Source organism: Bhargavaea ginsengi, from assembly GCF_900109165.1.
In the GTDB taxonomy this organism is placed as follows: Bacteria; Bacillota; Bacilli; order Bacillales_A; family Planococcaceae; genus Bhargavaea; species Bhargavaea ginsengi.
Window position 1 is genome coordinate 225,872 of record NZ_FNZF01000003.1, and the last position, 20,915, is coordinate 246,786.

19 protein-coding genes are annotated in these 20,915 nt (G+C 57.1%); 4 read left to right on the forward strand and 15 right to left on the reverse strand.

Features of this window, described 5'->3' with window-relative positions; all coding sequences use genetic code 11:
• Positions 1-137: 137 nt before the first annotated feature.
• The 9 genes from gltX to BMX91_RS09930 form a co-directional block, all read right to left on the reverse strand.
• Entirely contained in the window at positions 138-1,595 is a 1,458-nt protein-coding gene (gltX, locus tag BMX91_RS09890; RefSeq protein WP_092053165.1) for a glutamate--tRNA ligase, read from the reverse strand.
• Between the two features lie 475 nt (positions 1,596-2,070).
• On the reverse strand, positions 2,071-2,547 hold the full coding sequence (gene ispF / locus BMX91_RS09895) for a 2-C-methyl-D-erythritol 2,4-cyclodiphosphate synthase (protein ID WP_092053168.1): 477 nt from the start codon (positions 2,545-2,547) through the stop codon (positions 2,071-2,073).
• The gene (gene ispD, locus BMX91_RS09900) at positions 2,544-3,248 is read right to left on the reverse strand and encodes a 2-C-methyl-D-erythritol 4-phosphate cytidylyltransferase (protein WP_092053173.1); all 705 of its coding nucleotides are present in this window, start codon (positions 3,246-3,248) and stop codon (positions 2,544-2,546) included. The genes ispF and ispD overlap by 4 nt, the downstream gene beginning before the upstream one ends.
• Before the next feature lie 51 nt (positions 3,249-3,299).
• On the reverse strand, positions 3,300-4,376 hold the full coding sequence (locus tag BMX91_RS09905) for a PIN/TRAM domain-containing protein (protein ID WP_092053177.1): 1,077 nt from the start codon (positions 4,374-4,376) through the stop codon (positions 3,300-3,302).
• A 354-nt stretch (positions 4,377-4,730) separates the two neighbouring features.
• Positions 4,731-6,104: a DNA repair protein RadA gene (gene radA / locus BMX91_RS09910; RefSeq protein ID WP_092053181.1), complete on the reverse strand. Its 1,374-nt coding sequence runs from the start codon at positions 6,102-6,104 to the stop codon at positions 4,731-4,733.
• A gap of 83 nt (positions 6,105-6,187) precedes the next feature.
• Complete coding sequence (locus BMX91_RS09915) at positions 6,188-8,650, reverse strand: ATP-dependent Clp protease ATP-binding subunit (RefSeq protein WP_092053184.1); 2,463 nt, start codon at positions 8,648-8,650, stop codon at positions 6,188-6,190.
• A gap of 226 nt (positions 8,651-8,876) precedes the next feature.
• A complete protein-coding gene (locus BMX91_RS09920; RefSeq protein ID WP_092053187.1) occupies positions 8,877-9,950 on the reverse strand; it encodes a protein arginine kinase in 1,074 nt (357 codons plus the stop codon).
• The gene (locus BMX91_RS09925) at positions 9,937-10,482 is read right to left on the reverse strand and encodes a UvrB/UvrC motif-containing protein (RefSeq protein ID WP_092053190.1); all 546 of its coding nucleotides are present in this window, start codon (positions 10,480-10,482) and stop codon (positions 9,937-9,939) included. Before BMX91_RS09925 ends, BMX91_RS09920 begins: the two co-directional genes overlap by 14 nt.
• Before the next feature lie 42 nt (positions 10,483-10,524).
• The gene (locus tag BMX91_RS09930) at positions 10,525-11,043 is read right to left on the reverse strand and encodes a CtsR family transcriptional regulator (protein WP_092053193.1); all 519 of its coding nucleotides are present in this window, start codon (positions 11,041-11,043) and stop codon (positions 10,525-10,527) included.
• Between the two features lie 331 nt (positions 11,044-11,374).
• Here BMX91_RS09930 and BMX91_RS09935 point away from each other — a divergent pair, with 331 nt between their 5' ends.
• A complete protein-coding gene (locus BMX91_RS09935; RefSeq protein ID WP_092053195.1) occupies positions 11,375-11,977 on the forward strand; it encodes a GNAT family N-acetyltransferase in 603 nt (200 codons plus the stop codon).
• Positions 11,978-12,011: 34 nt separating this feature from the next.
• Here BMX91_RS09935 and BMX91_RS09940 read toward each other — a convergent pair whose 3' ends face one another.
• Both BMX91_RS09940 and BMX91_RS09945 read right to left on the reverse strand, forming a co-directional pair.
• Positions 12,012-13,712, reverse strand: a complete 1,701-nt coding sequence (locus BMX91_RS09940; protein WP_092053198.1) for a hypothetical protein — start codon at positions 13,710-13,712, stop codon at positions 12,012-12,014.
• 279 nt (positions 13,713-13,991) lie between these two features.
• Positions 13,992-14,927: a nuclease-related domain-containing protein gene (locus tag BMX91_RS09945; protein ID WP_245744400.1), complete on the reverse strand. Its 936-nt coding sequence runs from the start codon at positions 14,925-14,927 to the stop codon at positions 13,992-13,994.
• A 140-nt stretch (positions 14,928-15,067) separates the two neighbouring features.
• Here BMX91_RS09945 and BMX91_RS09950 point away from each other — a divergent pair, with 140 nt between their 5' ends.
• On the forward strand, positions 15,068-16,261 hold the full coding sequence (locus BMX91_RS09950; protein ID WP_092053203.1) for a DUF3238 domain-containing protein: 1,194 nt from the start codon (positions 15,068-15,070) through the stop codon (positions 16,259-16,261).
• 134 nt (positions 16,262-16,395) lie between these two features.
• On the opposite strand, the gene BMX91_RS09955 is transcribed toward BMX91_RS09950, so the two are convergent.
• Positions 16,396-16,803, reverse strand: a complete 408-nt coding sequence (locus tag BMX91_RS09955) for a thiol-disulfide oxidoreductase DCC family protein (RefSeq protein WP_092053206.1) — start codon at positions 16,801-16,803, stop codon at positions 16,396-16,398.
• Positions 16,804-16,946: 143 nt separating this feature from the next.
• Here BMX91_RS09955 and BMX91_RS09960 point away from each other — a divergent pair, with 143 nt between their 5' ends.
• On the forward strand, positions 16,947-17,264 hold the full coding sequence (locus BMX91_RS09960; protein WP_092053209.1) for a hypothetical protein: 318 nt from the start codon (positions 16,947-16,949) through the stop codon (positions 17,262-17,264).
• A gap of 47 nt (positions 17,265-17,311) precedes the next feature.
• Positions 17,312-17,503 carry a hypothetical protein gene (locus BMX91_RS09965; RefSeq protein WP_092053212.1) on the forward strand — a complete coding sequence of 64 codons (192 nt, stop codon included), beginning with the start codon at positions 17,312-17,314 and terminating at the stop codon, positions 17,501-17,503.
• A gap of 145 nt (positions 17,504-17,648) precedes the next feature.
• Here BMX91_RS09965 and BMX91_RS09970 read toward each other — a convergent pair whose 3' ends face one another.
• From BMX91_RS09970 to BMX91_RS09980, 3 genes are read right to left on the reverse strand one after another with little or no spacing between them, the layout of a single operon-like run.
• Positions 17,649-19,211: an ABC transporter permease gene (locus BMX91_RS09970; RefSeq protein WP_092053215.1), complete on the reverse strand. Its 1,563-nt coding sequence runs from the start codon at positions 19,209-19,211 to the stop codon at positions 17,649-17,651.
• Positions 19,208-20,098 carry an ABC transporter ATP-binding protein gene (locus BMX91_RS09975; protein WP_092053218.1) on the reverse strand — a complete coding sequence of 297 codons (891 nt, stop codon included), beginning with the start codon at positions 20,096-20,098 and terminating at the stop codon, positions 19,208-19,210. The genes BMX91_RS09970 and BMX91_RS09975 overlap by 4 nt, the downstream gene beginning before the upstream one ends.
• Positions 20,095-20,724: a TetR/AcrR family transcriptional regulator gene (locus tag BMX91_RS09980; protein WP_092053221.1), complete on the reverse strand. Its 630-nt coding sequence runs from the start codon at positions 20,722-20,724 to the stop codon at positions 20,095-20,097. Before BMX91_RS09980 ends, BMX91_RS09975 begins: the two co-directional genes overlap by 4 nt.
• Positions 20,725-20,915 lie beyond the last annotated feature (191 nt).

A 20,915-nucleotide genomic window follows, 5' to 3' on the forward strand; every position in this document is an offset into this window, starting at 1 on the left:
CCCTCTCTGTCGAGCTTGCGCAACGTACTTCTCCTCTTCGTCGCTTTCGGTATGTTGATTCCTTGTTGACCTCTATTGTACTTGGGGAACGCGGAATGTCAATTGATTAAACCGTACGCGGCAGAGGCAATAAATATTCAGCCTGCGTAAGCGGAGACGCGCCGGATAACCTTGTCGCGTCCGAGGAGCGAGATCGATTCCTGGAGCTCCGGACCATGCGTCTGGCCCGTCGTCACGACACGGATCGGCATGAAGAGATTCTTGCCCTTGTGGCCGGTTTCTTTCTGCACAGCCTTGATTGCGCCTTTGATCGAGGCCGGGTCGAACGATTCAAGTTCCTCAAGCTTCGCTTTGAATGCCGTCATCACTTCCGGAACCTGCTCGCCGGAAAGGACGGCCTTTGCTTCCTCATCGTATTCGATGTCTTCGTTAAAGAACTGGGCGGACAATTCGACAATTTCCGCACCGAAGCTCATCTGCTCCTGATAAAGCGCGATCAGCCGTTCGGCCCATTCGCGTTTTTCCGCGGATAGCTCTTCCGACAGGCGGCCCGCCTTCTGGAGATGCGGCAGCGCCAGCTTCACGACTTCCTCGGAAGGAAGCTGCTTCACATACTGGTTGTTCATCCAGGTCAGCTTCTGCTTGTCGAAGAGCGCAGGCGACTTCGACAGGCGGTCGGCTTCGAACATCTCGATGAACTCGTCCTTCGAGAAGATTTCGTCCTCACCCTTCGGCGACCAGCCGAGAAGGGCGATGAAGTTGAAGAGCGCCTCCGGCAGATAGCCGAGCTCCTCGTACTGCTCGATAAACTGGATGATCGATTCGTCACGCTTCGACAATTTCTTGCGGCTTTCGTTGACGATGAGTGTCATGTGGCCGAATGTCGGCGGCTCCCAGCCGAACGCCTCGTAGATCATCATTTGCTTCGGCGTGTTGGAGATGTGGTCATCCCCGCGGAGGACATGCGTGATCTTCATGTAGTGGTCGTCGATTGCCACCGCGAAGTTATAGGTCGGCACGCCGTCCTTTTTCACGATGACCCAGTCGCCGAAATCGCCGGATTCAAACGATACTTCATCCTTGACCATGTCCTGGAATTTGTACGTGCGGCCTTCCGGCACGGCGATGCGGATGCTTGGCTGGCGGCCTTCCGCCTCGAGCTTCGCGCGGTCATCGTCTGTCAGATGACGGCACTTGCCGCTGTAGCGCGGCATTTCTCCGCGTGCCTGCTGGGCCTCGCGCTCCGCTTCCAGCTCTTCTTCGGTGCAGTAGCACTTGTAGGCGAGACCTTTTTCCAGGAGCCCGTCATACAGTTGCTTATAGAGGTCATTTCGCTCCGACTGGCGGTACGGGCCGTACTCGCCGCCGACGTCGATGCTCTCATCCCAGTCGATGCCGAGCCATTTCAGATAGCGGAGCTGCGATTCCTCGCCGCCCTCGATGTTCCGCTTCGCGTCGGTGTCCTCGATGCGGATGATGAACTTTCCGCCGTTATGGCGTGCGTAGAGATAGTTGAAGAGCGCCGTCCTGGCGTTCCCGATATGCAGGTGCCCCGTCGGACTCGGTGCATAGCGTACACGGACTTCCTGTGTCATAGATGGTTCCTCCTGTTCGTTCGAACATGTTTGCTCCGTCCATTTTACCACAGCACGTGAGGTTTTAAAGCGCCGGGTGCTGCGCCGGCCTGATTTCCGGAGAAGGCATCGGCTCGCAGGGTTTTGGTGCGCGGACTTTGGGTGTTTGTGCGCGAATCTTGGGGGCGGGGGCATTTTCGTGCGTGAACTTTGGAGATTCGTGCGCGAACTCTGGGGGCGCAGGGTTTTCGTGCGCAAACTTTCGCGATTCGTACGCAAACCCCGGGACCGGAGGGATTTACGTACGTGAACTTGCGTGATTCATACGCAAACCCTGGGGGGCGCAGGGATTTTCGTGCGCGAACTTTCGCGATTCGTACGCGAACCCTGGGGGCGGAGGGATTTTCGTGCGCAAACTTTCGCGATTCGTACGCGAACGCCCCGGACATCTCCCGGCATGCAAAAGACCGCCCGGCAATCCCGGGCGGTCCTGTCATTACGCTTTTTCCAACAAAATCACCGCGAGTGCGGCAATGCCTTCTTCGCGGCCGACAAAGCCTAGCTTTTCGGTCGTGGTCGCCTTGACGTTCACCTGCGATACGTCGGCGTGAAGCAGCTCTGCGATGCGGGCGCGGATCTTGTCGATATGCGGCGCCATTTTCGGGCGCTGCGCCATGATTGTGCAGTCGACATTGCCGAGTTTCCAGCCCCGGGCCTCGACATCCTCCCAGACCTTCTCCAGCAATACTGCGGAGTCGGCGTCCTTGAACGCTTCGTCGGTGTCCGGGAAGTGGCGCCCGATGTCCCCTTCGCCGATCGCGCCAAGCGCCGCGTCGGTCACCGTGTGGAGCAGCACATCCGCATCCGAGTGGCCGATGAGGCCGCGCTCGTGCGGGATGGTCACGCCGCCGATGATGAGCGGACGCCCTTCCGCAAATTCATGCACGTCAAATCCTTGTCCGATCCTGATCATTCCGTCTCCTCCTGCCGTTTCAGCAGCGCCTCGCCGATCGCGAGGTCCACTTTGGTCGTCATCTTCAGATTATCATAAGTGCTCTCGACGACACGGACGGGATGTCCGAGCCGCTCGACAAGCATTGATTCGTCGGTTCCGAGGAACCCGTCGGCAAATGCCTTTTCCTCCGCCTCCGCCAGCAGGCCCGCGCGGAACGCCTGCGGAGTCTGGACAAGCCAGACCGTACTGCGGTCCGGGGTGGCTTCTACGACTCCGTCCGTTACCTGCTTCACAGTGTCCTTGGACGGGACCGCAGCAATTGCGGCGCCGTGGCCGGCCGCGGTCTCCGCGAGCTCCCTGATCACCCGGCGCGAAAGAAACGGCCGCGCGGCATCATGTACCATGACGACCGCATCATCCGCTCCGCCGGCCGCTCCGAATGCACGGACACATGCACGGACGCTGTCCTGCCGTTCGCCCCCGCCGTCCGGCATCGCCGTGATTTTCGTGATGCCGTGACACTCGAGCATGCCGCGGATCCGGTCCCGTTCGTCCGGGCGCACGGCAAGGATGATGCCCGCGCAGTCCGGATCCTGCTGGAACACGGAAAGCGTCCGGACCAGTATCGGCTTTTCCGCAAGCGGCAGGAAGAGCTTGTTTTCCCCGGCTCCCATCCGCCGGCCGCTCCCCGCCGCCGGAAGCATAACTGTATATTCCATCCGATTTCACTCCATCAAGTGAAAGGACAGGGCACGGGGCCCTGCCTTCCGTCAGTTTTTCGCTTTCATGTCACGCGGCCGCGCAAAGATCATCCGCCCCGCGGATGTCTGCAGGACACTTGTCACCGCGACGGTTAGCGTTTTGCCGATCTGATGTTTGCCATTCTCGATGACGATCATCGTGCCGTCGTCCAGATAGGCGACGCCCTGATTGGATTCCTTGCCTTCCTTGATGACTGTGACACGCATTTCCTCGCCCGGGATGACGACCGGTTTTACCGCATTCGCAAGATCATTGATGTTGAGCACCCGGACATTGTGCAGATCGCAGACTTTGTTCAGGTTGAAGTCGTTCGTCACGACGACCCCGCCGTTTTTCTTTGCCAGGCGGACGAGTTTCATGTCGACCTCATTCACATCGTCAAAGTCCTCGTCGGTAATGACGGTCTGCCGGTCGTCCTGGATGCGCTTGAGGATATCAAGACCCCTGCGCCCCTTTGTCCGCTTAAGTGAATCGGACGAGTCTGCGATATGCTGCAGCTCGGTCAGGACAAATTGAGGAATGACAAGTTCGCCCTCGAGAAACCCGGTTTCGGAAATGTCCGCGATCCGGCCGTCGATGATGACGCTCGTGTCGAGGATTTTCTGGCTTGCGACCGCTTCGGCGGGTGACGGCGCGCCATCCTTTTTCTTTTCACCGCTTCTCGTGAACGTCTGGATCAGCTCTTCCCGTTTCTGGAACCCGACCTGGAAGCCGAGATAACCGAGAAGGATGGAGAGGATGACCGGAAGGATATCCGTAATGACCGGGATCTGGATCGCCCCGATCGCGAAGGTCAGGAGAAAGGCAACGATGAGTCCGATGATCATGCCGACCGTCCCGAACAGCAGGTCGAGCACCGGGGCTTTCATGAGTTTTTCCTCGAGCCATTTGATTGATCGCACGGTCGGATCGGCCAAAGCAAGACTGAGCAGATAAAGCAGGATTGCGCCGATCAGCGCGGAAGTATATGCATTGGTGAGCCATGGCTGGTTAACGGATAAAAGTTCGAATAATGACGGAAGAAAAATAACACCAAGCGTGGCTCCGATGAGCGCATAGGCGACCCTTACAAAAAAGTTCAGCATTGATTTTCACCTCCTTTACTAAAGTATACACGTTAGGCCCCCCGACTTCCTTCCGAAGGGGGTTGAAAATCCTATGATTTCCATAAATATTAGGACGGAGAAAAAGGGAGGAAGTTCCTTTCGGGAATGAAGATCCGTTATGCTTACAATCCTGATCCTCACTAACTTCCCCATTCCGCTCCGACTAAAACCAAAAACGGTCCCGCCGCATGTATATGCAACGGGACCGCCTTGTTTTAATCTATGTCGCAGGATTTACGGTGTGACGGCATTCAGTTAAGAGAAACGTCAACGTCTCACCAAAGATCATCAGCGTTCAACATAAACCGTCAATGTCCCCATCAATCCAGCCGTTTACTTGAACGCTTCCCCGAGCGCTTCGGCGACGGTGCTGACGCCGACGACCTGGATGCCTTCCGGGTAGTCCCATCCGCCAAGGTTCGAGGCCGGAACGATGGCGCGCTTGAAGCCGAGCTTTTTCGCTTCCTGGACACGCTGCTCGATGCGGGACACGCGACGGATCTCGCCGGTCAGGCCGACTTCGCCGACAAAGACGTCATACGGGCTGACCGCGGTGTCCTTGAAGCTCGAGACGATGCTCGTAAGGACGGCGAGGTCGATCGCCGGCTCGTCGAGTTTCACGCCTCCCGCCACCTTGATATAGGCGTCATGGGTCTGCAGCAACATGTTCATCCGCTTCTCAAGCACCGCCATGAGAAGGGACACACGGCTCTGGTCCAAACCGGTCGCCATCCGCTTCGGATAGTTGAAGCTGGATTGTGTGACCAGCGCCTGGATTTCGACGAGGATCGGACGCGTCCCTTCCATCGAAGCGACGACAACGGAGCCCGCCGCGCCCTGGGAACGCTCCTCCAGAAAAAGTTCCGACGGGTTCAGCACTTCTTTCAGCCCCGCCTGGATCATCTCAAAGATCGCCATCTCATTTGTCGAGCCAAAGCGGTTCTTCACGCTCCGGAGAATCCGGTACGTATGGTGTCGTTCGCCTTCAAAGTAAAGCACCGTGTCGACCATGTGCTCGAGGAGGCGGGGCCCGGCGATCTGGCCTTCCTTCGTAACGTGTCCGACGAGGAAAATCGCGGTCCCTGTCGTTTTCGCGATCCGCATAAGATCGGCGGTGCACTCGCGCACCTGTGATACGCTCCCCGGCGCAGACGTGACGTCCGGATGGTGCACCGTCTGGATCGAGTCGACGATGACGAACTGTGGCTTCAGTTCCTCAATCGACAGCCGGATATGCTCCATGTCGGTCTCGGAATAAATATAAAGTTCGGGAGAAGTGACGCCGATCCGCTCCGCGCGGAGTTTGGTCTGGCGGACTGATTCCTCGCCCGAGACGTATAGGACCCGGCGGCCCTTCTCGGCCAGCAGCGATGACACTTGGAGAAGGAGCGTCGACTTCCCGATTCCCGGATCGCCGCCGATCAGGACAAGCGAGCCCGGCACGACGCCGCCACCGAGCACCCGGTTCAGTTCACCGAACGCCGTTTCGACGCGCGGCTCTTCCTGAGTCTCGACCGACGTGATCGGCGCGGCCTTGCCGGCCGGGCCGGCTTCGGTCCGGAAAGCCCCGCCGCGAGCGGCCTTGCCTACGATTGAGACTTCCTCGTCCATCGTATTCCATTCGCCGCAGCCCGGGCATCGGCCCATCCACTTCGGTGACTCATATCCGCAATCCCGGCACATGAACTTCGTTTTTTTCTTCGCCATTTGTACCTCCAGGCACGGAAAAGACATCCCGCCGCAGGATGCGGGCGGGATGTCTGAACCATTTATTTGATGCTTTGATTATATCATTTTTTCGCCGTTCCTGCAGTTGCGGGCTCTTCGGCGCGGACGGTGTATTTCCCGTCTTCATCGACGTCAAAGACGACTTTGTGGCCGGCGAGCACTTCGCCTCTGAGAAGCTCTTCGGACAGCCGGTCCTCGACGTTCTTCTGGAGAGCGCGGCGGAGCGGGCGGGCACCATATTCAGGGTCGTACCCATCTGCGGCGATCCGTTCCTTCGCAGCTTCCGTGATGAGGAGCTCGATGTCCTGCTCGGACAGGCGCTTTGTAAGCTGATCGGCCATGAGGTTGACGATCTGGCCGAGCTCTTCTTTGCCGAGCGAGTGGAAGACGATCATTTCGTCCACACGGTTCAGGAATTCCGGACGGAAAGCTTTTTTCAGCTCGCTGAGCATCGTGTCCTTCATATCCTTGTGGTCGCGTTTGCCGTCCTGCAGATTAAATCCGACATACTTGTTCTGCTTGAGCGTCTCGGCACCGACGTTCGACGTCATGATGACAACCGTGTTGCGGAAGTCGACCGTACGGCCCTTGGAGTCGGTGAGGCGTCCGTCCTCAAGTACCTGCAGGAGGATGTTGAAGACGTCCGGGTGGGCTTTCTCGATCTCGTCCAGAAGGATGACCGAGTACGGCTTGCGGCGGACCTTCTCGGTAAGCTGGCCGCCTTCATCGAAGCCGACGTAGCCCGGAGGCGAGCCGACGAGACGGGACGTGGAGTGCTTCTCCATGTACTCCGACATATCGATGCGGATCATCGCGTCTTCGTCACCGAACATGACTTCTGCAAGCGCCCGGGCGAGTTCCGTCTTACCGACACCTGTCGGTCCGAGGAAGATGAACGAGCCGATCGGGCGCTTCGGATCTTTCAGGCCGGCACGCGCGCGGCGGATGGCCCGGGAGATCGCGTCGACCGCTTCGTTCTGTCCGATGACGCGCTTGTGCAGTTCTTCTTCCATATTGAGAAGCTTCGCCGTCTCGGTTTCGGCAATCTTGGAGACAGGAACGCCGGTCCACATGGCGACAACCTGCGCGACGTCTTCGACAGTCACTTCAGATTCTTTCTTGCCCTGCTTTTCTTTCCACTCTTCCTTCGTCCGCTCCAGCTCATCTTTGAGTTTCTGCTCTTTGTCGCGGAACGAGGCTGCCTTCTCGAACTCCTGGCTCTGGACGGCCGCGTTCTTCTCGGAGCGGACGCTTTCAAGCTGCTGTTCGAGTTCTTTCAGATCAGGCGGCGTCGTGAACGAACGCAGGCGGACTTTGGAGCCGGCCTCGTCGATCAGGTCGATCGCCTTGTCCGGGAGGAAGCGGTCGGAGATGTAGCGGTCGGACAGCTTTGCTGCCGCCTCGACGGCTTCATCCGTGATCTTCACGCGGTGGTGCGCCTCGTAGCGGTCGCGCAGGCCGTAAATGATCTTGATCGTGTCTTCAACATTCGGCTCGTCAACCTGGATCGGCTGGAAGCGGCGCTCGAGCGCAGCATCCTTCTCAATGTACTTGCGGTACTCATCCAGCGTCGTAGCGCCGATGCACTGGAGCTCGCCGCGTGCAAGGGCCGGCTTCAGGATGTTGGACGCGTCGATCGCGCCTTCTGCGCCACCCGCACCGATCAGTGTATGGAGCTCGTCGATGAAGAGGATGATGTTGCCTGCCTGGCGGATCTCCTCCATCACTTTTTTCAGGCGGTCCTCGAACTCACCGCGGTATTTGGTGCCGGCAACGACCGTACCCATGTCGAGCGTCATGACGCGCTTGTCGCGGAGCGTTTCCGGAACTTCATTGTTGACGATCTGCTGTGCGAGGCCCTCTGCGATCGCCGTCTTGCCGACACCCGGCTCCCCGATGAGGACCGGGTTGTTTTTCGTCCGGCGTGACAGCACTTCGATCACGCGGGTGATTTCCTTGGAGCGGCCGATGACCGGGTCAAGCGTGCCTTCGCGGGCGATCTCGGTGAGGTCGCGCGCCAGGCCGTCGAGCGTCGGCGTGCTGGCGGACGGATTGCCGCCGCCTGCCTGTGCGCCCTGTCCGTTTTCGTTTGAACCGAGCAGCTGGAGCACCTGCTGGCGTGCCTTGTTCAGGGAGACCCCTGCGTTGGCGAGGACGCGCGCCGCAACCCCTTCCCCTTCACGGATCAGCGCGAGGAGGAGGTGTTCGGTGCCGACATACGAGTGGCCGAGCTTGCGGGATTCATCAAGCGACAGCTCGATGACTTTTTTCGCGCGCGGCGTGTAATGGATGATCGGGCCGACTTCGCGGTCGCCGGTGCCGACAAGCTTTTCGACGCCTTCTTCGATCGTTTCGAAGTTTATCCCGATCGCTTCGAGCGCTTTCGCGGCGATGCCGCCGCCTTCACGGATGAGACCCAGAAGAATATGTTCGGTCCCGATGGCATCATGGCGCATCCGGATGGCTTCTTCTTGCGCAAGCTGGAGAACTTTCTGTGAGCGTTGCGTAAAGCGGTTGAACATCATGCAAAATCCCTCTCTTCTCTAATGATCATGATTTATGCAGATCCTGATGAACTCAAATTCTGGTTATAGATAAAAGGTTCCCCTAAACTGTCCGGCATCAAACCGGAAAAGAGAGAACTGCGGATAACTAAGATCGGAAGGTTGTTTGACCTTCTTTGACTATTGTAAACCGGAGAGGCCCCGCTGTTCAAAATATATGCTCGCGGAACGTTTTCCATCCGGAGGCTCAGTCCTCAGCGCCGCCGGACCCGCGTTCCATGCCGATCCGCTCGCGGATCAGCTTCGCCCGGAACACGTCGCGTTCGCCGGGCTGGAGCGTCTCTCCCGCGTATTGCTGGAGAAATGCCGGCTGCATAAAGATCATGAGCTCGTTCAGGACAGACAGATCGACATCCGGGATGATGCCCATATCGATGCCAAGGCGGACGTCGGACAGCCGGTTGGCCGCTTCGTCGGTCGCGAGAACGCGCGCATTAGTCAGGATGCCGTACGACCGCCAGACCCGGTCCTCGAGCTTCATCGGGGAATGCTCCCGGAGCGCGCGGCGTGCCCGCTCTTCCTGCTCGATGAGGCGCTCGGTCAGGTCTCGAAGGTCCATCAGGATATCGCGTTCCGACTTCCCGAGCGTCATCTGGTTGGACACCTGGTACACATTTCCGAGCGCGTCGGACCCCTCGCCGTAGCTGCCGCGGACCGTCATGCCGAGGCGGGCGACCGCCTGGGCGATGCGGGCCATGTTACTCGTGATGGAAAGTGCCGGCAGGTGCAGCATGACCGATGCGCGAAGCCCAGTGCCCGTATTGGTCGGGCAGCTCGTGATGTAGCCGAAATCCCCGTCGAATGCGTACGGCAGGGCTTCTTCAAGACGGTTGTCGATTTCATCCGCCCTGTCATATGCTTCCATGAGGTGGAGGCCGGGATAGATGACCTGAATCCGGATATGGTCTTCCTCGTTCACCATGATGGAAACCGATTCATCTCCGGAAAGCGCCACCGACCCTGGCCGCTCCGGATCAGCAAGCTGGGGGCTGATCAGATGCTTCTCGACGAGCGCCTGGCGCTGGATTGCAGGCACGCTCTCCATCGGGATATAGGAAAAGTCATCCATTCCCTCGAGTGCCGCAGCGACTTTTTGTTCGACCTCTTCCGCCTCTTCCCGGCTGAAATCGAGCGGGAAACGGAAGCCTTTCATGTTCCGCGCAAGCCGGACGCGTGTCGACATGACGATATTCGAGTACTCGCCCTTTGGCCCCATCCATGGAGTGACCGCATTTTTAAGGAAGTTTTCAATCGACGACATCGTGTCCGCCTCCTTCCTCCAGGCTGCGCTCCAGTTCCCGGACCTCGTCCCTGAGCTGTGCCGCATGTTCGAAATCCTCCTGGTTGATCGCTTCCTTCATCTGTCTCCTCAAATCTTTGATCTTGCGTTCGGCGGCGATGCGTCCGCTGTATGAAGCGGGCACTTTGCCTTCATGCTTCGTGTGGCCGCCCTGGACTTTGTTGAACACTTCGGGCAACTCCTTGCGGAATGCGCTGTAGCATTCCGGGCAGCCGAACTTCCCGCGCTCGATGAACCGCCTGAACGTCAGTCCGCAGTTCTGACATTCCGGCCCGCTTTCGACCTGGGGCTGTGCATTCTGGAACACGCCCGGTCCGGCAAACCAGTTCTGCAGGAATTGCTGGATGCCGAGGGGATCTCCTCCGAAGTCCCCCTGGAACGGCTGGAAATGTGCTGCGCAGACATCACACAGATGGCGCTCTTCGGTTTTTCCATTTTTGCTCTGGGTCACGACGACCGAAGCCGGCCGTTCATGGCAGTTATCACAAATCAAGGAACACACCTCTTTCCATGGCCGGCACAGCGCCGGCCGGGATCAGTTGTCTTTTCCACCCTTGGCTGAGCCGCCCTGTTTATCGGAAGGGCCGCCTGCCGCCTCATATTTCAATGTTCTGAGCATCGCCTGTAAAATCCTGGAGCGGAGCAGGTCGCGTTCCGGAAGCTGTGACATGAGCGTCTGCCGGTGTACGGCGGCGTGGATCAGGTTTGCCTCGCGCTCCGTCAGGACATCCTCATCGATAAGGCGCCGGATCACATCCTCTGCCATCGATTGGGTTGATCCGCCGTCCAGCCCCCTGACGACCTGGTCGAGCAGTTCGATCCGGCTGTTGGGCCGGATGCGGACGATGCGGATATACCCCCCGCCCCCGCGTTTGCTTTCGACCATGTAACCGCGCTCCGTCGTAAATCGGGTCTTGATGACGTAGTTGATCTGCGAAGGGACGCACTGGAATTTCTCAGCGACTTCGCTCCGCTTGATCTCCGCCATCCCGTCCTGTTCTTGTTCGAGAATCGACTTCAGATATCCTTCAATGATATCGGAGATGTTCCGCATGGTTTCACCTCTTTTCACAGCGATTGATCTCAGTTGACTTTGACTATCTTTGACTTAATTATACGACGCCATACATGCATTCGCAAAGATTTTGCGCGGGCATGGGCCCTTTTTTCCGGGACGAAAAAGATTTATTATTAAAAAGAGGTTTATACGATTTCTGAGCGGGTAAAGAAAGGGATGTGCAATGCGTTTTCAACTTACGACCGCATGATTGCCGGCCCCGCCGGAACGTTGGAGGATTTTTTTCTCATCTGTTTTTTTCCTCATCCGATCTCCCCACAAACAAAAAACCCCCGGATGAAACCAAAACATACCGGAGGCGATTTATTTGAACTGGTACGACAAGCTCAATGAGTATTTTCCCGTGGAAGAAATGAAATCCAAGGACCATATGGAGACGCTTCTTAAAGAGAAGGTTGGCGTCTATGGCAAAGATGAGGGGCCCCACCATGTCCTCATGTATGCCGAATTCGAAGAGTTCCTCTTTGTCGACTATCTGTACGTATCGTCAGAATCCCGCGGCCAGGGGCTCGGCGGCAAGCTGATCGAAAAGCTGCAGTCCAAAAACAAGCCGATCATCCTGGAAGTCGAGCCGGTCGACTATGAAGACACCGACACGGCAAAGCGGCTTAAGTTCTATGCCCGCAGCGGGTTTGCCCATGCCCGCCGCATCGGCTACAGCCGCCGCTCGCTTGCGACTGGCGAGAAGACCTCTCTTGAAATCCTCTACTGGGCTCCGAACCATGAGGGTGAAGATACGGTCGAACAGGCCATTTACGATCATATGCGCAAAACATATGAAGAGATCCACACTTACAAAGACGAGGACTTCTACGGGGAATCCTACGAACACACCGACGAAGTATTCGACTTCCATGAGGAAGACAGCCAGAAAGATGATATCCTGGAGCCGTTCACGGTCTCCGCATAACAGAAGGCCCTCCGCTCGCGCGGAGGGCCTTTGCTTATTGTCCGATAGTCGTGTTTGTCATTTCTTTTACCGGCAGGAACAGCTCCCCGGTTTCAAGGTAAGTGACATCGAGGCTGTCGCCTTCCTGGATATAGACCGCGAGCGGCACCGTTTCCGTGGAAGCGAGGAAGCTCCGCCCGTCTTCAGCCAGGACCGATACGAGCGTGAAGTCGCCCGCCCGCTCCTTATAGACGCGTTGGACGGTGATTGTCGCCTGCGCCTCTTCTGCCTCCGACGATCCGTCGACGGTTGAACCGCCTCGCTGTAGCGCCGTCTTGTACAGCTTCAAAGCTTCGTTCGGCGTGCCGGCAAATGCCGAAATCTCCGGATTCGCCGCCGAGACGATAAAGTAGTTCTGAAGGAACCCGTTCTGGTCAAGCACCGGCGTGAGCCAGCTGGCCTCGCCGTAGAAGTTGTAGAGCACCGGCATCTCGCCGGACCATTTCTTCTCGATGAACTTTTTCTCGATGATCTGGAGTGCACCCTGGGAATCCATGTACGATTCCTCGAGGTTGCCCGTGTAATAAGTCGCCTCTCCCGTCCGCGCATCAGTCAGCGCATAGCCTAGCATCGAGTCGACTTCCTCTTTCGGACTTGTGAAATCGGTGAAGTAATACATCTGTCCGGTTTCATCGAACACCGGGCTGACGTTAGCCTCCGTGCCTTCATCGGACGGCAGCTTCACGTCTTTCTTGCCGAACAGCGAGTTCCAGAACCCATGGACGTATTTCCCGAAGTAGCTGTTTGCCAGGCTGACGGCCTCGGGCGATACAGCGCCGTCGATAAACTCCGGCACATCCCCGATGGCGTAGCGCTGTGTCTTCCCAGTCGCCGGGTCAACAGAGACAATACCCTTCACGTCGAAGCCGTTCCTTGCGGAGATGAACTTCCCGTATGAGCGGATGTAGTGCGGCTTGCCTTCATCGTCGATCTCCAGCTGGGCATCTCCGTAGAAGATGAGGCCCGGCTCAGCCATGCGCATATGGCGTTCGACGTTTTTGTGGAAGTAGGACGACGGCGTGTATGCCATCTCGGACTTCACAAACTTCGGATTGTCGGCCGAGTCGGTCGCACTCATCGTGAAGTATCCCGGCGTCGTGTCGCCGTTGATCCACTTGAAGAATCCGGCAAACTCGACCGGCGCGATGTAGACAAACTCGCCCTCCACTTTCTGGATCTGCAGCTGGCCGAGTTCGTAGTAGCTCGTATTCGGCACCTGGCCGAACGCCTTCTTCATCTTGTTGCGCGCAAACTTTGGCGGCACGCTCGCAGGCGTCTTCGTTTCGTCGAACGCTGTGATCTCGACCTGCTCATCCATCTCGACCGCCTTGTACTTGTCATCCGCGTTAAAGAGCGGAGCAGCGAGGATGTAAGCCGCGAACAGGAGCGCGGCCAGGGACAGGATCGTGCGCGCCTTGCGTTCCATCCCCCTTGCGGCAGATGCGGCACCAATTACAGCCGCGATGACAACCGCCGGCCATAGCGACGTCCAGTTGCGGTCAAGGTTCATGAAGTAGTAGACGGCAAACGTGATGATTGCGAACGTGACGGCGGAACCGATCAGGAGCGGCACCGTGTTCACCGGCTCCTCTGTCTTGTGTCCGTCCTTTTTCACATTTTTGGTGGCCCGGAACGGCACGGCGAGAAGCGCCAGCACCAGACCCGCGATCACGGAAAACAACAATAAATTCAGCATGAGGAAAACCCTCTCTTTTTTTGGAGTGTATAGTCTTTCTACGGTGAAAGGGGGCCGATGGTTTCAATTTTTTCTGGAGCGCTGGCCTGTCCATGATTTGTGGGACGGCAGAACGCAAAGAGAGACTAAGATAACCGCGCATAGAATCCTATGCGCGGTTATCGGAGTTCTATGCGCGCTCACAGGTGTTCTATGCGCGGTTGTTCGGCTTCTATGCGCGCTGCCGGCACTTCTATGCGCGCTTACCAAAAAGAGCACCCACCAAGAGTGCTCTACACTTCAATATTGATGATATGTTTTCCAACGGCCTTTTCCTCTTTCAATCAGACCAGCACTTTTCATCATTCTTCGTGCCGCATGCCGGTCGTCCACTCCCAGAAACCTCCGACACTCCTCGTTGGTTAAGCCACCGCCGAAAATGAAGAACCAGTCACGGAGCGCTTCAATATGCGCGGAGCGGGAGACACACTCGCAGCCGCAGTGCCACGCGCGGTCTCGCCATCGCATGCCGATGCCTCCGCAGTCCGGGCAGATGACGCCGGTGCGGATGTCCGCCCGGCTCACTTGAGGGTACATTGTGCAAAGAGGCCGCTGTACATAAGGTTGATGTGCAGCAAGTACTTGGCGGGCAAGCCCGTCCAATTCATGTACCTCCAGCACGGGCTGTGCGGGAAGACTGCGCAAGAAAAACGGAATATTGTTCGGGAAGAGAATGGGGTGTGAAGCGTCAGCCGCCTCGACCATCTGACTCGGGTAGGCGAAGACGACGGCGCCGTATACAGGAATGGGGGTGTTTCGCTCATGCAGCCAGTCCCGGAACAGCATCAGGTGGCTGTCCAACTGGGCAAACGGGCTGCCGAGCGCTTCTTCGCGGCCGTCCTTGGTGATCCGGACCAGTTGAGGGGGGATGTCCCTGATCACGGAGCGGCCGGAGATATTTTTCACTTCAAGAAGGCATGCCCACGACCGGCTAAGCAAAAGAGCGTCCAGCTGGAACCTTGAGCCGCAGATGAGGCCGAGATCCGCGAAAATCCGGATGGAATCGCGGTGGCGGTATTCCGCTAACACCGCGTCAACCCGCTCCTCCCCGCCGAATCCGGCTTCGGCCTGCTTCCGACGTTCCTCCAGCTTGCCGGCGACCGGGTGGCCCGGCCTGAGCCTGCGCAATCCGGCATCGCATAACTTCCCGATTCCGGGCCTCGCCCGGTCCTTCATGATCAATCGATCACCTCCATCTCCATAGTACCCGATCCGCTTTAAAACTCCATGCGGTACCCGGCCGCTTTTGCGGGTATACACGAAAGAGAGACGCCCGATACTCGGAACAGCAGACCGCATGAAAAGGAGTGAGCTGATTGGAACCGGAGAAATTTGAAATCCGCTCGGTGACGCACCGTCCCGGTGTCATCACTTTTGAGTGGGATGATACTGGCGATGAATACCGGGTTTATAAGGAAGGCGAACTTCGCCAGGAAGGTCCGGTATGTGATTTCACCGACGATTACGTGAAGGACGGCAAAATGTATCACTACTCGGTCGAGCGGATCCGCAACAACCGGACCGAGGACGTCATCATGATGCAGACGTCCGGCCTGAATCAGAAAAAAGACGCCCACAACCCGCTCCGCTACCTTGTCTTTACTACAATTGTCGCCAAATCACAGGTGGCCCTTTCCTGGGAGAGGATACCTGAAGCCGAGACCTATTCCGTATTTAAAAACGGCGACCTTGTCACGGAAACCAAAGATTGTTCTTACATTGACCGCGATGTTCCGGATGAGCGGACATTCTACATGATCCGCACGACACGCCCCGCCCGGAAGGCCGAAGAGCCTATGAGCGCGGGCAAGTCGATCCTAGGGCGGATCGCAGGGAAATTCAATCCGGATTCGAGCACGGAAGAGGATGTCACGGAGGAGTTCTGGATCACAAAAGTGATCGGGCAACCTTCAAAGCTCCTCCTGCCCGCCGAGGAGTGGCGCGAGCCCGATCCGGTCGGAAGCTGGCGCATGCGATACACCACCTTCCTTGAAGAAAAGTTCATCAACAACCCGAATGTGCTGTCCCCGAACCGGACGTTCAAAGGTGACGGCCGCTACTTTGATCCGGAGGGTGAGTCCTTCCGTACGCGCGGTGACGTAACGCTGTCCTACAAAGATCCGGGTTACCCGCTCGTCTTCCGGAAAGAAGCCGGCAAGACGGTCGCCTACGGACTGTCCGGCCGGAAACGTGAGGAAGGAACCGCTTCGATCGATGACTTCACGATCGAGCCGCTCGAACACGACGGCAGGGAATTTGGGTTCGAACTGAAACACTCCGTCGGCAATCCGATCACCCCTGCACCGACGATCGATTACGAAGTTCACGCCATCCTGCGCCGCCACGGCACTTTTCACGTGACGGGCTACCACGACCAGGCCCCCCACCACGAAGTCTACCTGGACAAAGGCGACGGCTGGGTTCCCATCCACCGGGCGGCGTCGAAGGGACTCGCGCATATGTCGGAAGTGATCGCCTACCAACACTGGGTCGCCTCCAACTTTGAATAACGACAAAAAGGCCGCCGGCGAGGCGGTCTTCTTCATTTCGGGAAATAATTGCAAAACCCGACATATTTCCCGGGAAATAAGCGCGGAAATCGACAATTTCCCGGAAAACGAAAAACCGCGGGAATCCGCGGTCATTATGCCAGAAAGCGTTCCCTAATGTTCTTGGGCGGCAATCTGCAGGCTTCTTCTTCTGTTTTCTTGCCGAACCACTTAAAGCGGTTTTCCGCGATATAGTCGTAGGCGCGGTCGCGGAGCGGCTTCGGCACAACGATAAACAGAAAGGCCAGGTGCCACAGTCCATCAAGCTTTTTCGCGATATGGAGCGCTGCGGTTGACTTTGTGTATGCCTTGTCCTCTTCGATCAGCACCATCGAGTCGACCTCTTCAGGGATTTTGTGCTTCTTCCTCAATTCCTGGCCGACATCACTTTGCAGAGAAGCATATTTGAAGTGCCCGACGGGATCCCGCTTAATGATGAACTGGACGCTTTTGTCACAGAAGTTGCAGGTTCCGTCGAACAGCACAACGCGTTCTTTCTTCATGTCAGGTGCCTCCTTCCGGCTAATTCTTTTCTCCTCCGGCTATTCCCCTTCCGGTACACGGCAAAACAGGACCGGGACGTGACGCGCGTCCATTTGCCCGCAATTGTCACGCATGTAATAAGAAAAGAGAGGAGGTGCTTACCATGAGGCGACACATGCAACACCATCACCATGGACATGGCTGCGGCTGCCATACGTGCCGGACACAGCCGATTGTCTGCCCGCCGACATACCGCTTCCACGACACCTTCACCCAACGTGAGGTACCGTTCGTCCACCCGATCGTGAACGTCAACCGGCAGAACGTCGTGAACGTACCGCGCCACTACTTCACCGAGTCTGAAACAACGGTTCCAGGACGCAACATCTACGCGGATTCCTACGGTCCCGGCTTTGGAGGACCAGGCTTCGGCGGACCTGGCTTCGGTGGTCCCGGACCCTTCCGGCGCGGCCGATACTGATCCGTTGTGGTAAAATCGGGTCAACAACACACAAAGGATGACTCCGATTGAAACGTGCACTAACATTCGCCATTCCCATCATGCTCATCGTCGCCGGTCTGGCCTGGTGGTATCTGAATAAAGAATTCCAGGACGTCCCCGGGACACACCGCGTGTACATCACGATCGGCGCAGCCCTGCTGAGCGGCGTCCTCTCCTGGTTCCTGTTTCCCGAGGAACCGAAGGATCCGGGAGAATGATGTCCGCCCCGCCTTGTGCGGGGCTTTTTATTTTCCCGAAAGCACCCATTCGACAACATCCGGCAGTCCGCTCATCGGAGCCAAAAGCGGAGGCCGGATGCCTCCGCTTTTCAATATGAAATGTTTCCCGGGAAATGCCGTGTTCTTATGCAAGATCCCTTTTCCTGAACAAAATCAGCCCGAGTGCCATCAGCAGCAAACCAACGCCTCCGACGGCCAGACAGGCTCCCCAATCAACCGCTTCACTTGGTGTTTCATTAAGATAATGGAAAGGCGTCAGGATCCGGTAACTGTCATCCAGGCCCAGCAGCTGACCAAGATAACTGACAAAGAAGTTGTAGAACAGATACAGCCACACCAGAACATGAAGCCGGTGATGAAGGCCGATCAGAAACGCGGACAGCCCGGTGAACAGCAAAACTGCAGGGAAGTAGTTCAGGGCGCTCACCATGTAATCACCGAATGTGAGGCCGATGTCCTCCACACCAAGGCTCGCCGCGTACATGCCGGTGTTTGCGAGGAACAGGGAGAGGAAGCCGGCAGCGAGGGCAAGGGTAATATAATCTCCCATTAGCTTCATCCGGCTGATGTTCAGTGTGCCGAGATATTCAAGATGCGAGCGCCGCTCTTCTTTCAACAGTTTCCCCATCACCATGAGCGGCGGAACGAGCCCGATGAGGGTGACGATCACCATAAGCGTCCCGATAAACTGGACGGTCAGGCCGTTTCCTCCATCACCGGCCATCTGGCGGAGCATCTCGTTATCGCCGATGAACGATTCCAGATCACCAAGGATTGAGCCGTAACTTGCGCCGATCAGGAGCATTCCGGCAAACCAGCTGATGATCAGCGTCCGGCTCAGCGTGAATGCCAGACGCAGATGGCTCCCGATGTTCCGGCTTCGGCGGTTCACTTGCAGCCGGATGACGGAACCCCCGAGGTCACGGTTTCTGAACAGCAGCCATGCCGCAAGCAGAAAGACCGGTCCCAAGACAAACGGAACAAGCCAGATTACTTCATTTTCGCTGTACAAGGAAAGCCTGCTGATCCAGTTGTAGGGCGATATGACGGAAAGATCCGGAGCTGCCACGTCTGTTGCCGCCCGGTATGCATAGCCAATCAGCAGTACGGCCAGTACGATGCCGAACGTCCAGTCCGCGGACGGCAGCAGCTGGGCCACGAGAGTGGTCAGGCCATAGAAAAACAGCCCGAAGCCGAATGTCTGCGCGGCGTACAGGAAGTTGCCCGCGGTCTCCATCGATTCGTAGCCGAACGACTGGAGGCCTGCAAACAGCACGAGCGCGAGAATCGCGTTCATAAGGATACCGACCAAAACCTGCGCCCCGAATACTCTGTTCCGCGTGATGTTCCTGGACAGCACGACCTCAAGCAGCCCGTCGTCCTCTTTCCTGCGGCTCAGGGAATTCGCAATCATGATGTTGAAGAGGCCGACGACTATCGCCATGAACACCGCCATCTCATGTGAGAACATGACGCCGAGTGTGTAATCGCCTTCCTGAATCGGGCCGGTCATTGCGATGACTGCCGGGTTTTCCATCGTGGCCTTCAGTACGTCACGATCTGCCTGGTCCGGATAGAGCTCATGAAATGCCGGGGGCATCATGAGCGTGAGAGAAGCAATGCCGAAGATCCACCAGAAAATCCTGAACCGGGTGTCTTGCACAGAAAGGCGGAAGTAATGCCTCATGACGCACCGCTCCCGGCGTCGTAGTAGCGCATGAAAATATCTTCGAGTTTCGGCGGCAGCGTCTCGATGTTATCCAGCTCAAAGTGCTTCAGCACAGCCAGCACCTCTTTTACCTTGTCCGCATCGACCATGAATTCTGCCTCCCCGTCTTCCTGCCGGAACTCATGCACCCCCTCCATCCGTCCGACTTCCGACAGATCATCCGGCGTCCGGACCCTGTAGTGCACGCGAGTGATGTGCTTGAGTTCACTGAACCGGCCGGTTTCGATGATTCTGCCTTCACGGATGATGGCCATCCGGTCGGCCAGCTTTTCGACTTCCGAGAGAATATGGCTGCTGAGGAGGATGCTTTTGCCCTCAAATTTTGCCGCAAGCACATGATGGTGGAACGTCCGCTCCATGAGCGGGTCGAGGCCGGTTGTCGGCTCGTCAAAGATCAGCAGGTCCGCCTCCGACAGGAACGCAGAGATCAGCGCGACTTTCTGCCGGTTCCCTTTTGAATAAGTTTTGCACTTCTTTTTCGGATCCAGCCGGAACTCCCGGATCATGGCATCCATCTTTTCTGTGTCGTCATTTCCGCTCAACTTCATGAAAAAGCGGATCACTTCGCCGCCGGTCAGATTCGGCCATAGCTGGACATCGCCCGGCACGTAGGCGATATGCTTCCGGTAGTCCGGCTGAGCGGCCACCGGCTTACCGTGGATCCGCACTTCTCCCGATGTCGGGCTGATCGCCCCTATAATGGCCCGGATCGTGGTCGACTTGCCCGCGCCATTCGGCCCGATGAACCCGAACACTTCCCCTTCCCGGATTTCAAAAGAAACATCATCCACTGCGGTGAACTTTCCGAAACGCTTCGTAATTCCCTTTAGTTCCAGCACGCTCATGACCGGTCCCACTTGTAATAGATCGTCTTCATCGCTTCCAGATACACATCGAATTCATCCCAGTAACGGTCCAGGTCCTTGAAATCCACCCCTTCCGACTTCATCCGCTCTTCCGCCTCCCGCGCATAGCCGTCAAATGTCCACTGGACGAGCCGCATGAGTGTTTCCGGAGGCAAGTCGCCGCGGAACCGTGACAGATCGAGGCCGTCAAACATCTTCCGTGTCCCTTCCTCCATAAGTGTTTTTAGCCGCTCCTTGAAGAAAAGAGGCACTTCGGGCGACAGGAAGATCACCGCGGCAAATGCGGAAATCTCAGGGTGCTGACGGAAATAGATGCGCTTCGACTCCGCGATGCGGGCCATCCGCTCGATGAATCCCTCCTGCTCCGTGCCAATCCAATCCTCCAGGTTTTGTTCCATATGATCCAGCGCATAACTGATGCAGTCCCGGAACAGGTCTTCCTTGTTCTCGAAGTAGTAATACAGCATCCCCTTGCTCATGCCGGCATTCTTTACGATCCGGTTTGTTGATGCTTTGCCGAATCCGTTTTCCGCAAACTCCTGCATGGCTGCCTTCAGGATCTCTTGCTGACGGTCGCTTTCCAAGCGCCTGAATGATTCTTTCATCGTTTACACCCCGTTCTGCGGATGGTATTGACCACCCTGGTCAACGCCAGTATATGACAAGTTGACCAGGGTGGTCAAACGAGAGCAAAAACAATGCGGAGGCCACCTGCCTCCGCATTTCATCCGGCTTCTATTAGCGCTCACAGAAGGTGAGTGAGGCCTAATGATAACCATACCCCCAGCCTCGAGGG

Bases quoted from the DNA above. Each gene is read 5' to 3' on its own strand.
- gltX (WP_092053165.1), bottom strand. From the start codon at position 1,595: ATGACACAGGAAGTCCGTGTACGCTATGCACCGAGTCCGACGGGGCAC.
- ispF (WP_092053168.1), bottom strand. From the start codon at position 2,547: ATGATCAGGATCGGACAAGGATTTGACGTGCATGAATTTGCGGAAGGG.
- ispD (WP_092053173.1), bottom strand. From the start codon at position 3,248: ATGGAATATACAGTTATGCTTCCGGCGGCGGGGAGCGGCCGGCGGATG.
- BMX91_RS09905 (WP_092053177.1), bottom strand. From the start codon at position 4,376: ATGCTGAACTTTTTTGTAAGGGTCGCCTATGCGCTCATCGGAGCCACG.
- radA (WP_092053181.1), bottom strand. From the start codon at position 6,104: ATGGCGAAGAAAAAAACGAAGTTCATGTGCCGGGATTGCGGATATGAG.
- BMX91_RS09915 (WP_092053184.1), bottom strand. From the start codon at position 8,650: ATGATGTTCAACCGCTTTACGCAACGCTCACAGAAAGTTCTCCAGCTT.
- BMX91_RS09920 (WP_092053187.1), bottom strand. From the start codon at position 9,950: ATGTCGTCGATTGAAAACTTCCTTAAAAATGCGGTCACTCCATGGATG.
- BMX91_RS09930 (WP_092053193.1), bottom strand. From the start codon at position 11,043: ATGCGGAACATCTCCGATATCATTGAAGGATATCTGAAGTCGATTCTC.
- BMX91_RS09940 (WP_092053198.1), bottom strand. From the start codon at position 13,712: ATGCTGAATTTATTGTTGTTTTCCGTGATCGCGGGTCTGGTGCTGGCG.
- BMX91_RS09945 (WP_245744400.1), bottom strand. From the start codon at position 14,927: ATGAAGGACCGGGCGAGGCCCGGAATCGGGAAGTTATGCGATGCCGGA.
- BMX91_RS09955 (WP_092053206.1), bottom strand. From the start codon at position 16,803: ATGAAGAAAGAACGCGTTGTGCTGTTCGACGGAACCTGCAACTTCTGT.
- BMX91_RS09960 (WP_092053209.1), top strand. From the start codon at position 16,947: ATGAGGCGACACATGCAACACCATCACCATGGACATGGCTGCGGCTGC.
- BMX91_RS09970 (WP_092053215.1), bottom strand. From the start codon at position 19,211: ATGAGGCATTACTTCCGCCTTTCTGTGCAAGACACCCGGTTCAGGATT.
- BMX91_RS09975 (WP_092053218.1), bottom strand. From the start codon at position 20,098: ATGAGCGTGCTGGAACTAAAGGGAATTACGAAGCGTTTCGGAAAGTTC.
- BMX91_RS09980 (WP_092053221.1), bottom strand. From the start codon at position 20,724: ATGAAAGAATCATTCAGGCGCTTGGAAAGCGACCGTCAGCAAGAGATC.